Below are 14,310 nucleotides of genomic sequence, written 5' to 3' on the forward strand. Positions count from 1 at the left end.
ATGTTGAGTATACAAACAAAAACGGCATTTGCCTCATGCGACAAATGCCGTTTCCAGATTAACCAATGGTTCGGTTTTTGACTACGTCTCAGCCTGAGATTTTTCAGTGGTCAGATCGGGCAGAGCGGCCTCCCCGCTCCCGGCACGAGTGGGCACCGGATCGGCCGCAAATCCACGCAGGCCGACGACATGCACGTGCTCGGTGTTGTTAAACACCTTACGCACCAGTTTGTAGGTCGTGCCTTTCTCCGGGCTGATGTTCTCCGGCGCAGCAATCACCAGCTGCATCTCCAGACGTTCACACAGCTCAAACAGCGTGGCGATAGAGCGGGCATCCAGACGAGCCGCCTCATCCAGGAACAGCAGGCGGCAAGGTGAGATATCTTTGCCACGCAGACGGCGGGACTCCTCTTCCCAGCTCTGCACGACCATCACCAGAATCGACATCCCGGTACCGATCGCTTCGCCGGTTGAGAGCGCGCCACTTTCTGCACGCAGCCAGCCATCCGAACCACGGTTAACTTCCACCTCCATCTCCAGATAGTTGCGGTAGTCCAGCAGCTCCTCACCGATAGTCTGCGGCGTCCGCTGACCCATATCGATATGCGGGTTCAGACGCTGATAGAGCTTCGCCAGCGCCTCTGAGAAGGTCAGACGGTTACTGTTGAAGAGGTCCTGATGCTGTTCATGCTCTTCTGACAGCGTATCCAGCAGCATGGCATGGGTTTCGCGAACGTTAACGTTGAGACGTACGCTGCGCACCTGACCAAAGCTGACGGTCTGCAGGCCCTGATTCAGCTGACGGATACGGTTCTGTTCACGCTGGATGGTTTTACGGATGATGTTCGCCGCACTGCGAGAACTGATGGCCAGCATCTGCTCACGCGCGGTCAGCTCTTCCGTCAGGCGATTCAGCTCAATCTCCATCTGCTCAATTGCTTCCACCGGATCGTCAGTCCGGATAATGTCCTGACGAATACGCTCACGCAGATGCTGATAAACGGCGATAAAGAACTGAATTTTACGTTCCGGACGTTTCGGATCTTCCGATAGCCGCAGCACGTCGCGCAGATGTTCATTGTCCGCCACTGCCAGACGCAGCGCACCCAGCGCCTTATCCGACATCGAACGCAGTTCATCGCCACTCATGTAGGCGAGTTCACGACGATGCAGACGGCGCTCCACGCCATTCTCTTTGACCAGACGCAGCACCGTGCACCAGCCCGCTTTCGCGCTGACCACCTGTTCACGCACCTGATGATACTGGCGTTCCAGCTGGCGCAGTCGCTTCTGCAGGTTATCCATCTCCGCTTCGCAGAAGGTCAGCTGTTTCTCCAGCTGATTCCGGCGTGCGCGGTTGTGGCTCAGTGCGGTATAAAGCTCATCGCGACGCGCCCGCGCCCGCGCTTCTGCACTGCTGTCCGCATGGACGCCAATCGTCTGCATCTCCTGCTGCAGCTCTTTCAGCATGTCGCGCTTGGCATCCCAGGCGCTTTTCAGCGAGGCCAGCAGCTGAGCATATTGGGTCAGCTGTGCCTGATGTTCACGCAGACGTTCACGGCAGCGGCTGCGCTCGCCTTCAGCCTGCTCCAGGCGCTGACGCAGTTTGTCGCTGAGGTCATTGTTGCCACTGAGCATGCTGGCTGAATCGTCATAACTGAAGTGAGCACGACGCTGCACCACTTCAGTCAGGGCAAATGCCTGCTGACGGGCGTTGCGCTGCTGCTGCTGCGCCTGCTGATAGTCGGCCTGCAGCTGTTCGTGCTGTTCCGGGTCGCTCTGCAGAACCGCGATGATCGGTTCCAGTTTTGCCAGCTTAGCGCCATGCTGATGCAGGAAGCGCGCCGCATCCTGAGCGGCATCAACCTGCTCACGAATCTCTTCGCAGCGATCGGCCAGGGTATCATCCAGCAGCAGATTAACGCGTGGCAGCAGGCGGTTTAACTGCGATACGCCCTCTTTCGCCAGCTCATACTGCTGACGCTGCTGCTGATTGTTACTTTCATGCTGATTCAGCGCCCGCTCCAGCTCCCCGCGGCGCGCGCCCAGCTGACGAATCTGCGCTTCCGGGTCGGCATCAAAGGCGACGGCCAGATGACTGCCGATAAAGCGACTGAAGGACTGATGCAGACGCTGCGTTTTCTGTACATCGAACGACAGGGTCGCGTAGCGTTCCGCCAGCTTGTCGCGCTCCAGATGCAGCAGCTCAAGCTGATTTTCACGCGCCGCGCGGCCAAACAGCGGTATTTTCGGGAAGCGGGAGTAGCGCCACTGACGCTCAGCCACTTTTACCACGACCGCATTCTGCAGCTCATCAACACTAAAGACGCTGTCGTCGAATGACTGCGGATCGCCCTCGATCAGATAGAGATCTTCCGGGCACTCTTCCAGTCCGTCCAGCAACTCGCGCACCCGTGAAAGATCAGGTACAACAATCGCGTGACGTGACGGGCCATAGAGCGCCGAGAAGTACGGCGCATCGTCCAGGGTCACATCATCGTAAATCTCTGACAGCAGCACGCCGCCAAAACGTTCTGCCAGCTGGGTCAGACGCGCATCCTCAGCACCGCCCGGCTGACTGAGCCGTTCAATCTGCTGCTCGATGTCGCGTTTACGTGCTGCCACTTCGTCGCGCTCGACGGTAGTTTCACGCTCCTGTTCCAGCAGCTGCTGCATGTACTCGGTGACATCCTGGCTGCTGTTCAGCGCCTGGCCGGTCTGTTCGCTGAGCTGCGTCAGGATCTCCTGGGCGGCGAGCCAGTGCGGCGCGCGCGCCGTCAGGCCTGTAATACGTTCACGCAGCTGTTCGAGCTCCTGGCGCATCTTCATGCGCTGCTCACCCGCGTCAGCCACGCTGCTGTTCAGCTGTTCAATCTGCGCTTCCAGCTCCTGCTGCAGGCCAGCCAGCGCATCCGCGTCGTAGTGCTGCCCCTGACGCTTGCAGAACTCGGCCAGCAGACGCTCAGCCTCGTGCTGCTCGCGCAGCCGCTGTTCCAGTTCATTTAGGCGCAGACGCAGCGAGGAGAGCTGTTCGGCGTGGTGGCGCTGATTACTGGCATCCCGCAGCAGTTCGCGGCCGGTTTGCCAGGCATCCTGACGACTCACCTCACCGGCGATGCTGGTCACCAGCGCCAGCGCCTGTTCAAACTGACTGTGCGCCGCTTCCGCCACGCTCAGCTTCTGCTCCAGACGCAGCAGGTGCTCTGTCGCCTCCTCCTCTTTAGCCTGGAAGCTCTCCTGCCATTCGGCTGCATTGTCGATGCTCAGGTCGGGCAACTGGCAAAGGGCGCGGGCGCGCTCCAGCGCCTGCAGTGCCTGCTGATACTGAATGGCGCGGGTTTGCTGCACGTCGAGCGCCTGCTGGAAATCAGCCAGCTGACTTTTCAGCTCATCCACTTCCAGCTCAGCCGCTTCAGCCCGCGCTTCGTTCTCTTCCTGAATCTCACGCGCTTCGGCCACCACTTCGGTCTGCTCTTCCAGCCGCAGCGTCAGGTCTTCGATATCGGCATCGTAACGTTCAATCTTCTCCTGCTGACGCATCGCCGTCTGCACGAGGTTAAGGTGATCGCTGGCGGACTGATAATCGACTTCGAGATCGTTTTCGGCGCCGCTGTGCTCAGCCAGTTCGCGCGCCATTTCAACATGACGATACTGCTCGGTGGCGAGTTGCTTGCGGCTGCTGAACAGTTCATTGCGCAGCTGTAACGCGCTGTCGAGATGAACCCGGCGCTCGTTAGCATGGCGCATGTAGTCAGCTGAAACGTAACTGGTCGCCTCAGAGATCAGGTGTTTAAACAGATCGCGATCGGACTGCGTTACGCGGATTGCCTCCAGCGTCATGCGGTTCTCGCGCAGTGCGGCTTCCATATCCTGGAAGGCTTTGCGCACGCCGCTGTTTTCAGGCAGCAGGTAATCACGCAGCGATCGGGTAATGGCACTGGAGATACCGCCGTAGAGCGAGGCTTCAATCAGGCGATAAAACTTGCTGCGATCGCTGGCGGAGCGCAGACGACGCGGCACCACACCCAGATCAAACATCATGGCGTGATAGTCAGTGACCGAGTTGTAGGCGCGGAATTGTACCCCTTCCTGCGCCTCAACCCGCTCTTTGACCTCATTCAGCGGCAACACGCGCGCCTGACGGCTGTTCAGCACTTCAGTCAGCATGTCGGTCGGATTGGTGTCGGCAGGCAGACCGTGGATACTGAACGGCTTGATGTCCACCTTTTTATCCCGGCCGGCGACCTGCTGCAGGCGAACACCCACCACCACACGCTGATGGCGTGAGTTCACCACATCCAGCATGGAGTAGCAGACGCCGGCGCGCAGTTTGCCGTGCAGGCCTTTATCGCGCGACCCGGAGGTCGCACCCGCTTCGGTGGTATTACGGAAGTGCAGCAGTGTCAGATCGGGGATCAGCGCGGTGACAAAAGCCGCCATCGTGGTGGACTTACCGGCCCCGTTACCGCCTGACAGCGTGGTAACTAATTCATCAAGATCAAAGGTGCGGGCAAAAAAGCCGTTCCAGTTGATCAGCGTAAGCGAACGAAACTTTCCGCGCTCAATCATGCCTGTTCTTCCTCTGCGTTCTCACTCGCGTCGCTCTCCTGCCCGTCACCTTCATCGGTGTCGACCGGTGCAGTGGCGTTTTCCAGTAGCATCGCTTCCCCGTCACGAATCAGACGAAGCTGCGCTTCACGGGCATCATCCCCGCCGCGCACGTCAGCGCCAAAGCGGAACACCGATTCCGTGATGCGGAATTTGCTGCTGTCGTTGCCGAAAAACCACACCATGCCGAGACGGCGCAGACGGCTCAGTGAGGCGCGCACTTTCTCCTGCAGCTTGGTGCGGTCCAGATCCGACCCGGTTGAACGCTGATTCACCAGCTTCAGCAGCCGGTTCTCATCCGCCAGCGAGAGCAGTTCATCATAGAGCTCCTGCTGGGTAAAAATCCCTTCATTGGCCAGCCGTTCCGGGCTGAGATAGAGATAGCAGAGAATTTTCCCGACCATCATATCCAGCTCAGAGAGTACCGAGCGCGGGATCAGCGTGGTTGAACGCGGACGCAGATAGAAGAAGCCTTCCGGCGCACGGATTAACTCCACGTGATAGCGGCTGTAAAACTCTTCGAGAAACGACTGGTAGTCCATCAGAAAAGCGTGGTTATCCAGCTCTTCAATACCGATGTGGCGTCCCGCGCGTAACTGGCTGTCCAGCGCGGGGAAAATCGGGTTGGCCAGTGCCTGTGCCAGCTTAACCGGCATCACTTGTTCAATATTTGTCGATGACATGTGCCTGCACCTTGGCTCCGTAATCATTGATGGCTTGCCATTCCACAGGCAAGCCGGCTAAATCGGCTTCCGCTACGCCAAGACGCACCGCCTGGTCCACCACAATGCGCGCCAGATCGAAATGACGGGCGCGGGGATACTGGGCCAGGTAGTCGCGCATTACTGACGCGAGGTTGAGCGGTTTTTGTTGCAACTTGTAGACCTGCAGCGCTTCTTCAATCATGGCTGCCAGCTGTTCGCGGATTTCGTTGATCTCTTCGTACTCCATCTCCGGCGGCAGTTCGCCCATGACTTCGTCGTTACGCAGCGTCAGGGCCTCATCACGCATGTCATAGAGACGGTCGGCGTTGGCATAGGTCAGCGCCCACGGCGCGTCGAAGTAATTCTGAACCGATACCCGCAGACGCTGCGCAAAGACGCGGTTTTTATCCATGTCGATGGCAGTACGAATAAATTTGTGGACGTGGCGGTCGTAGCCGATCCAGAGGTCAATCGCCTGCTGGCCCCAGCTGGTGATTCGGTCAAGTTTGCTCTGCAGATCAAACACCAGCTTGTCGACAAACCCGAGATCCGGGCTGTTCAGCGTGGCATCCTGAATGCGTAACAGGTTTTCCTGCAGCTTGTCACCTGCGGCTTCGAGCGTATCCTGCAATTCGCGCAGGGTTCCCGAGGTCTCTGAAAGCAGCATTTCGCAGCTGGAGATAGCCGCGCGCCAGTCTTTGTTCAGCAGCTCGGCGATATCGTTTTTGACCGCCTGCTGCTGCTCATCCATCAGACGCTGGGTCATATCGATGCTGTCGAATATCTCTGCCACCGAATATTTCAGCGGCGCGAAAACATTACGGTGCCAGTGAAACTCATCGCCATTTTCCTGGGCGGCATCGGCGGCCCGCTTCAGCTCGCTGGCCACAATGGAGAGCTGCATCGACAGGCGCAGGGTCGAAAACTCCCGCTGACGGATGTAGTAGTCGGTGATACCGATCGCCAGCGGCGTCAGGCGATAGATGGCGTTGCCTTCGGTGAGTTCGCTGGTAAAGCGGTTGAGCAGGCGCTGTCGCACCATGTCATTGATGGCGTTATTGGCGCGAACCAGCACGGTTTCATGGGTTTGTTCAAACGCTTTACTGACGTGACGGAAAGCATCAATCAGATCGCCTTCGCTCATTTCGCCGTCCATCCGCTCCCCGTTGAGGGTGGCGATAGCCAGCAAAAAGGCCAGCCGTTCCACTGGCAGCGCAAGGGAAAAGTCATTTTTGCGCGCCCAGGATACCAGTTCAGGTACCGTCTGGGAAAATTCACTCATAATTCGTCCTTCTGCCCGGGTTTACGCGCGGTCACGTGGATGTAACGCCCTAAGCTTAAAAAGGGTTCCTGACGGCAGTAACGCCGCTCCATCTCAATAATTTCGTCGTCGCTTTTGGGCTCGCCCTTTGGCGGTTTCATGTAGTCGCTGAAAACCCGGATACCGGCACGCCGCTCAATCACAAAGCCACAGGCCTCCAGCCAGCGATAAACCTGATCGGGATCGCGGGGATAGTCAGGCGATAGCGTGCGCTTTTTGCGTTTGGTCAGGTTGGTGCGCAGATAGCCAAAGTTGCCCAGCGTTAAGGTGCGCAGTGTCAGGCCGTGCAGATTGTAAAACATCAGTGACATGACCCCACCCGGACGCAGCACATCATACAACGCTTTCAGCACCGCCTCCGGTTCGGCGACCCACTCAAGCACAGCGTGGAACAATACCAGATCCACCGGCTTATCCAAATGTTCACCCACCTGCTGGGCGCTAATTTGTCTGAATTGCATGTTGTGGCTCACACCCTGCGCCGTGGCATTTTCTTCCGCCCGGCGCAGCATCTCACCGGAGAGATCGCACAGCAGCACCTGATGGCCCTGTGCCGCCAGACCGCTGGAGACCTGGCCGATTCCGCCACCCGCATCCAGCACGGAGAGCGGATGTGGCGACAGGCCTGGCAGGATCATCGCCAGCTCATCATGGAGAATGGCCTGGCGTATCCGTCCTTTAGTGGTGCCGTAAATATTTTGCGAAAATTTATCCGCGAGATCGTCAAAGTTACGATCCTGCATGGCATGCGCTCCGGTATGCTGCGGTAAGACTTGTGCTATTTTGTCACAGGCACCAGAAGAATGAACCTTTCATCCCCATCTTCCCTTCCGGGTGCTCTATTTTCGGACAACAGGACGCGTTTTTGATGTTATTTACCCTGAAAAAAGTGATTGGCGGGCTGCTTTTACCCCTGCCGTTTCTGCTTTTGCTGATGGCATTGGGCATTTTACTGCTTTGGCTGACTGACTGGCAGAAAAGCGGTAAAACCGTGATCTCTGTCAGCTGGCTGTTACTGCTGCTTCTGAGTCTGCAACCGCTGGCCGATCGCCTGCTGTTGCCGCTGGATAGCCGTTATCCGACCTGGAACGGCAGCCGTGAGGTGGATTACATCGTCGTGCTGGGCGGAGGCTACACGTTCAATCCGGCGTGGGCACCGAGCTCAAACCTGCTGAACAACAGCCTGCCGCGCGTGGCAGAAGGAGTACGTCAGTGGCAACGCAATCCGCAATCGACCCTGATTTTCACCGGCGCCGCAGGCGGCACCAATCCGAAGAGCAGCGCCTGGGTCGCGGCACAGGTAGCCGAAAGTTTAGGGGTTCCCCCGGCACATATTCAGCTTCTCGATCAGCCGCGTGATACGGCGGATGAGGCGCAGGCGGTGAAAGGCGTGGTGGGTGAACATCCATTCCTGCTGGTCACATCCGCGAATCATATGCCGCGGGCAATACGTTTTTTCCACGCGGTCGGATTGCAGCCGATTGCCGCACCCGCCAACCAGCTGGCAATTACCTCGCCGCTGAATGGATGGGAGCGGGCGATACCCTCCCCGATCTGGCTGAGTCACAGCGAACGGGCGGTGTATGAAACGCTTGGCGCACTATTGCAGAGGCTGAAAGGCGAGAAACCGGACTCAGCCGAGCCAGGGAAGTAGCTGCGCGCAGGCATGGTCAAAACGGGGACGATTAAAGGTGCCGGTCTGGATCAGCTGGTCGACGCAGTCCCACACCTGATAAACCCAACGACGCCAGACAAAGCCCTCTGAAACCGGTGCCCGCTGCAGATAGCTGTGCAGCAGCGCGGTTTCAGCAGGAGAGTCATCCAGATGGATGAGGTCAATCTCACGCGGTGCCCAGAGGAGCGGGCCGGGCTGGGTCATCGCGATTAGCTGATCGCTGCGGCTGTTTTTCAGCATGCTTTGCAGCCGGACGTTGCCATGCACCATTACGCAGGGATCGTCAAAGCCGCGGAACAGATGCGCCAGCCGCGCCCGGCAGCGAAACAGAATCTGGCGATCTTCGAGCGTCAAAGCCGGAGGTCGCAGATAATTCAGCGTCGCCCACAGCACCTCAACCCGCTGAGCATACCAGGCGGGCCAGCGATTCTGCTGAGTGCTGTCCACCGTTCCCACCAGCCCATGGCTGTCGAGCCGATGCCAGGCAAGCAGCCCCTCGACTACCTGCTCACAAAACTGCTGCCAGCGCTGAGCATCCCGCGCCGGGGCCTCCGCCGTCACGCCATTGAGTCGCGCCAGCAGAAGCATTTCATGAACCGGAGGACGCTGGCTCATCACCAGACCATACACGGCTGGCACCGCAATCCGTCCGGCCTGACCGAGCAACGTCAGCTTTTTCGCTTCTATCGCTGCCCGGCCCTGATGACGAAAATATTTTGCCACGACCGGCATAGGGAGGCCTTCCCGATCGTATAACGCATAAAGTCGGGTGGGCGGCTGTTCGCTGATGATTTCGAGGCGGCTGATCGTTTCCCCCAGCGCCAGCGTGAGTTCCGATTTAAGCTCTTCCATGCGGCATCCTCCTCAGATGAGTATCACAATATCCTGAAGGAAGTGTTGGCGATAAGTTTAGTGGCGGATCAATAAGGTTGTGCGGAAACGGGGAGACAGGCTCCCCGATAATCAGGCCTGCATGGCCTCGCGGACTCGTTGCAGATCGTCTGGCGTGTCTACCCCCACGCTGGGAATAGTTTGCGCAACAGCAACATGAATTTTCTCGCCGTACCATAACACCCGCAGCTGTTCGAGCAGCTCAATCTGCTCCAGCGGACAAGGTGCCCAGGCAACATAGCGGCGGATAAAACCGGCCCGATAGGCGTAAATACCAATGTGGCGCAGTAGCGTGTCACCAATCTGGTCGCGTGACGCAGCATAGCGTTCACGATCCCAGGGGATAGTCGCCCGTGAAAAATAGAGCGCGTAACCCTGCGCATCCATGACTACTTTTACCGCATTGGGATTAAACGCTTCCTCCGCATGCGTGATGGGTACGGCCAGCGTCGCCATGCCCGCGGCCGACCCCGCCAGATTATTCGCCACCTGACGCACAATCTCTGCCGGAATCATCGGTTCGTCGCCCTGCACGTTGACGATGATTTCATCATCAGCAAACTGATACTTTTCGATCACTTCCGCCAGCCGCTCTGTGCCGGACTGATGATCGGCGCGCGTCATGCAGACTTCGCCGCCTGCCGCTTCCACGGCCTGCGCCACATCGGCATGATCGGTGGCCACAATGACCCGGCTGGCACCCGACTCGCGGGCGCGCTCCATCACATGCACCACCATCGGTTTACCATGAATATCGAGCAGCGGCTTGCCGGGTAAGCGGGTTGACGCATAACGTGCAGGAATGATGGCGGTGAAACTCATGGATGAATCTCTTCAACAGAGAGCGTACGGGCTTCTGTTTCCAGCAGTACCGGAATCCCCTCTCTGACCGGGAAGGCCAGGCCATCGGGTTTGCAGATCAGCTCCTGCTGAGCATTGTTAAAGTAGAGTTTGCCATTACAGACCGGGCAGGCAACGATTTCGAGTAAACGATGATCCATATGTCCTCCATCAGGGAGCAAATGCTTAAGGGGTAAAGCATACCATAGCCCGCTTCATGCGGGATGGGGTAAAACGTTCTCTGCGGCAGCTGCCGCAAAAGAGATTATGTCAGTGTCCACAGCGCAGGCCAGCATTCGCTAAGGGCCTCTGGCATGTTGAGGATGACAACGCTCTCTGCCCCCTGCCATGCGGCGAAACGTTCGATCGCGCGCCGGATATCCACGACGAAGCGTGCCGTCACACGGGTCTTCTCTTCAAGCCAGATATTTTTAATTTCCAGCTGTTTAGCCTTGCGCAGCATGCGGGCATCCAGCCGGCCTTTCAGCTGACCGCGATGAAGTATGGGCAGCACAAAATAGCCAAATTTCCGCTTTTCCGCCGGGGTATAGCACTCGATACGATAGTCAAAGCTGAACAGCTCCAGCGCACGTTTGCGATCCCAGACCACCGGATCAAACGGCGACAAGAGCGCGCTGTGCGTCGCCTGCAGCGGGGTCTCCAGTAACGGCAGCAGGTCCCGGTGAAGCCACATCGCCCCCAGCCCTTCCGTGTTGACGGCCACCAGTTCTCCGGCTGCCTGCGCCTCGGCGATAAACGCGTTCAGTGGTGCCCGTTTCAGACGGTAGTAATCGGCCAGCCAGGCAGTGCGAAAGAGACCCAGACTGCGGGCACTGTTCAGCAACATCTGGTGGATGGCTTCCGCTTCGCTGATACCATGGATGGCATCCTGCCAGTCAGGCATCACGCGGCTGCGCAGGTCATAGACACGCTGAAAATTGCGGCGTTCGGTAACCATCAGTTCACCGGCGCTGAAGAGATTTTCCAGATGGCGCTTGTGCGGTTTCCATGCCCACCATCCCGATTTGGGGTTATCAGCATGGCTGAAGTCGGCGGCCCGTACCGGCCCATTCTCCCTGATCTGCTGCAGGAGATCGGCTATCTCCTGCTGATGCTCAGCAACCCACTTCGCACTATATTTCCAGCCCAGCCGCTCCGGCGACAGCATGCGATGACGCAGAAGCCGGTAATCGGCGCGGGGAATAAAGCAGGCTTCGTGCGCCCAGTATTCAAACAGCTCACCCTCAGCCAGCGCCTGTTCCAGCCAGCGCTGTGGAAAGTCACCAAGACGGCTGAAAAGCACCAGATAGGGACTGCGGGCCACTACATGGATCGTATCAATCTGCAGCAGCGACATGCGGGAGATGCACGCGATCAGATCCTGATAGACCGCGCGCTTTGCGGGGGCGCGCAGCAGGCCCTGAGCGGCAAGATGAAGGTGACGGGCCTGCTGTAACGAAAGTGAATGCGTGGAGTTCATTCTTTTCCTTATCAGGCCTCACCTGAATGCGCATTGGGGGGTCAGGACGTGCGGCGACTGAGCTGTTCGATATCGTCCAGTAAGGGCGTCACGGCCTGGCCGGATAACCGGGCATCTACCGGCAGATACCACCACGACGGCTGGGCAAACGGGCGGCATTTCACCGCATCTTTTTCGGTCATCAGCAGTTGCTGGCCCGGCTGCAGTAGGCGGGTCAGCTCATCTTCGCTGTAGGCGTGATGATCGGCAAAGGCGACTTCTGCCAGCGGCGTCATACCCTGCTGCTTCAGCGTGTTGAAAAAGCGGGGCGGATGACCAATACCGGCCATCGCCACCACTGCCTCCAGCTGCTGCAACGGACAGGTTTCGCCGGTCAGCAGATTAGTGGCCAGGCCAGGCTGGAGATGCATGGCAATCTCGCCGGCCAGTGCATCGCCGCCGTTGATGATTACCGCATCAACCTGCTGCAGACGACTGGCTCGTTCGCGCATCGGACCGGCGGGCAACCACCAGCCATTACCGAAGCGACGCAGGCCATCCACCACCACAATTTCCCGGTCGCGCTGCAGAGCGTAATGCTGCAGGCCATCATCCGTGATAATGACATCCAGCGGGCCCTGCTGCAGTAACGCCTCAATCGCCTGTTGACGTCGGGGGGCGACCGCGACCGGTGCCCCGGTGCGCTGGGCAATCAGGACCGGTTCATCCCCGGCCTGATCGGTGCCGGTCTGGGTGGTCACACGCAGAGGATAGTGATCCGCCTTGCCGCCATATCCCCTGGAGACGACCCCCACACGCAGCCCGCGCTGCTGCAGCGCCTCAACCAGCCAGATCACCACCGGCGTTTTTCCATTGCCGCCAGCGGTTAAGTTACCCACCACCACAACCGGCAAGGGCGCACGCCAGCTTTTTCGCCAGCCCCGGCGGTAACTGAAACGTATCAGAGCCGTAATCGCCCCATACAGCAGGCTTAATGGCCAGAGCAGAAGCCACAGCGGTGAGCGACCACTCCAGATACGTTCAATCATTGGCCGAATTGCATCTTGTGCAGCTGGGCATAGGCACCGCGTTCAGCCAGCAGCACCTGATGCGTTCCACGTTCAACGATCTGACCATCTTCAATCACCACAATCTCATCCGCTTTCTCAATCGTGGAGAGTCGATGCGCAATCACCAGCGAGGTGCGGTTCTTCTGCAACTCATCCAGGGCTGACTGAATCGCACGTTCGGACTCGGTATCCAGAGCTGAGGTCGCTTCATCAAGGATCAGAATCGGACAATCGCGCAGCAGGGCACGGGCGATGGCAATACGCTGACGCTGGCCGCCAGACAGCAGCACGCCATTCTCACCAATGACCGTATCCAGGCCTTTATCCATTTTATTGATAAAGTCCATGGCGTGCGCCATGGTCGCTGCCCGTTCGATCTCCTCACGGCTGTATTGCTCACTGCGCGCATAGGCGATGTTATTGGCAATCGTGTCGTTGAAAAGATGCACATTCTGCGACACCAGCGCCACCTGATTACGCAGCGAACGCAGGGTGTACTCACGCAGGTCAAAACCGTCCAGCAGAATTTCACCCTGCTGGATGTCATAAAAGCGGGTCAGCAGGCTCGCCATCGTGGACTTACCGGAGCCGGAACGGCCCACCAGCGCGACCGTTTTTCCGGCGGGCAGCGACAGATTGATATTGCGCAGTGCCGGGACTTCACGGCCCGGATAGGTAAAGGTCACGTCGCGGAACTCAATATCGCCTTTGGCGCGGGTAATTTCGCGGGTGCCATTGTCCACTTCCTGTTCACTGTCCAGAATGGAGAACAGGGTCTGACAGGCTGCCATGCCGCGCTGGAACTGGGCATTGACGTTGGTCAGAGACTTAAGCGGGCGCATCAGAGCAATCATCGAAGAGAAGACCACGGTGATGGTGCCAGCGGTCAGGGTATCCATGACGCTCGGGAAACTGGCGGCGTAAAGGACAAAAGCCAGGGCCAGAGAGGCGATCAGTTGAATCACCGGATCGGAAATAGAGGAGGCTGAGACCAGCTTCATTCCCTGCTGACGCATACGGTTACTGACGCGGTTAAAGCGCTCTGACTCAATTTCCTGACCGCCAAAAATCAGTACCTCTTTATGTCCTTTCAGCATCTGCTCGGCGCTGGTGGTCACCTGCCCCATGGTGTTCTGCATACTTTTGCTGATTGAACGGAAGCGCTTAGAAACTGTGCGGATGGCAAAGGAGACGATAGGTGCCAGCACGATCAGGATTAACGACAGCTGCCAGCTGTAGTAGAACATCATGATAAACAGGCCAATAATCGACGCCCCTTCACGCACCACGGTGACCAGCGCACCGGAAGAGGAGGAGGCGACCTGTTCAGAGTCATAAGTGATACGCGACAGCAGGGTGCCGGTCGACTGCTGGTCAAAAAACGAAACCGGCATGCCCATCATATGGCTGAACAGGCGACGGCGAATATTCATCACGACATTGCCGGAGACCCAGGAGATGCAGTAGCTGGAGATATAGCTGGTTACGCCACGTACCAGCATCAGGCCGATCACCACCAACGGCATCCAAAGCATTACTGACCGGTCGGCTTTACCAAAACCATCATCCAGTAACGGTTTCAACAGGGAGAGCATTAAGGCGTCGCCCGCAGCATTAATAATCAGGGCGACAGAGGCCACAATTAATCCCGCTTTATTTGGCGCGATCATCGGCCAGAGTCGGCGGAACGTCTGCCACGTAGAGAGATCTTTATCTTGATGCATTATTTATTCACGCTGTTG

At 58.0% G+C, this 14,310-nt stretch carries 11 protein-coding genes; 1 reads left to right on the plus strand and 10 read right to left on the minus strand.

Features of this window, described 5'->3' with window-relative positions; genetic code table 11:
• Positions 1–81: 81 nt before the first annotated feature.
• From mukB to cmoM, 4 genes are read right to left on the minus strand one after another with little or no spacing between them, the layout of a single operon-like run.
• Positions 82–4,569: a chromosome partition protein MukB gene (gene mukB / locus OJ965_RS14620; RefSeq protein ID WP_265136598.1), complete on the minus strand. Its 4,488-nt coding sequence runs from the start codon at positions 4,567–4,569 to the stop codon at positions 82–84.
• Complete coding sequence (gene mukE / locus OJ965_RS14625; protein ID WP_009091092.1) at positions 4,566–5,291, minus strand: chromosome partition protein MukE; 726 nt, start codon at positions 5,289–5,291, stop codon at positions 4,566–4,568. Before mukE ends, mukB begins: the two co-directional genes overlap by 4 nt.
• Positions 5,272–6,594 (minus strand): chromosome partition protein MukF, encoded by a 1,323-nt coding sequence (mukF, locus tag OJ965_RS14630; protein WP_009091093.1) that lies wholly within the window; start codon positions 6,592–6,594, stop codon positions 5,272–5,274. Before mukF ends, mukE begins: the two co-directional genes overlap by 20 nt.
• Positions 6,591–7,376: a tRNA uridine 5-oxyacetic acid(34) methyltransferase CmoM gene (gene cmoM / locus OJ965_RS14635; RefSeq protein ID WP_058957450.1), complete on the minus strand. Its 786-nt coding sequence runs from the start codon at positions 7,374–7,376 to the stop codon at positions 6,591–6,593. The genes mukF and cmoM overlap by 4 nt, the downstream gene beginning before the upstream one ends.
• Positions 7,377–7,501: 125 nt before the next feature.
• Here cmoM and elyC point away from each other — a divergent pair, with 125 nt between their 5' ends.
• On the plus strand, positions 7,502–8,287 hold the full coding sequence (elyC, locus tag OJ965_RS14640) for an envelope biogenesis factor ElyC (protein WP_154928063.1): 786 nt from the start codon (positions 7,502–7,504) through the stop codon (positions 8,285–8,287).
• Here the strand turns inward: elyC and OJ965_RS14645 are convergent.
• The 6 genes from OJ965_RS14645 to msbA form a co-directional block, all read right to left on the minus strand.
• Entirely contained in the window at positions 8,267–9,160 is an 894-nt protein-coding gene (locus OJ965_RS14645) for a protein kinase family protein (RefSeq protein ID WP_140924423.1), read from the minus strand. The genes elyC and OJ965_RS14645 overlap by 21 nt on opposite strands.
• A gap of 111 nt (positions 9,161–9,271) precedes the next feature.
• Entirely contained in the window at positions 9,272–10,021 is a 750-nt protein-coding gene (kdsB, locus tag OJ965_RS14650; RefSeq protein WP_265136605.1) for a 3-deoxy-manno-octulosonate cytidylyltransferase, read from the minus strand.
• Positions 10,018–10,200: a Trm112 family protein gene (locus tag OJ965_RS14655; protein WP_009091101.1), complete on the minus strand. Its 183-nt coding sequence runs from the start codon at positions 10,198–10,200 to the stop codon at positions 10,018–10,020. Before OJ965_RS14655 ends, kdsB begins: the two co-directional genes overlap by 4 nt.
• A gap of 104 nt (positions 10,201–10,304) precedes the next feature.
• The gene (locus OJ965_RS14660; protein ID WP_265136608.1) at positions 10,305–11,519 is read right to left on the minus strand and encodes a winged helix-turn-helix domain-containing protein; all 1,215 of its coding nucleotides are present in this window, start codon (positions 11,517–11,519) and stop codon (positions 10,305–10,307) included.
• A gap of 41 nt (positions 11,520–11,560) precedes the next feature.
• A complete protein-coding gene (lpxK, locus tag OJ965_RS14665; RefSeq protein WP_265136610.1) occupies positions 11,561–12,547 on the minus strand; it encodes a tetraacyldisaccharide 4'-kinase in 987 nt (328 codons plus the stop codon).
• Positions 12,544–14,292: a lipid A ABC transporter ATP-binding protein/permease MsbA gene (gene msbA, locus OJ965_RS14670; RefSeq protein WP_046101523.1), complete on the minus strand. Its 1,749-nt coding sequence runs from the start codon at positions 14,290–14,292 to the stop codon at positions 12,544–12,546. The genes lpxK and msbA overlap by 4 nt, the downstream gene beginning before the upstream one ends.
• Positions 14,293–14,310 lie beyond the last annotated feature (18 nt).

The sequence above is a fragment of the Pantoea anthophila genome (genome assembly GCF_026104315.1).
Classification (GTDB): domain Bacteria; phylum Pseudomonadota; class Gammaproteobacteria; order Enterobacterales; family Enterobacteriaceae; genus Pantoea; species Pantoea anthophila.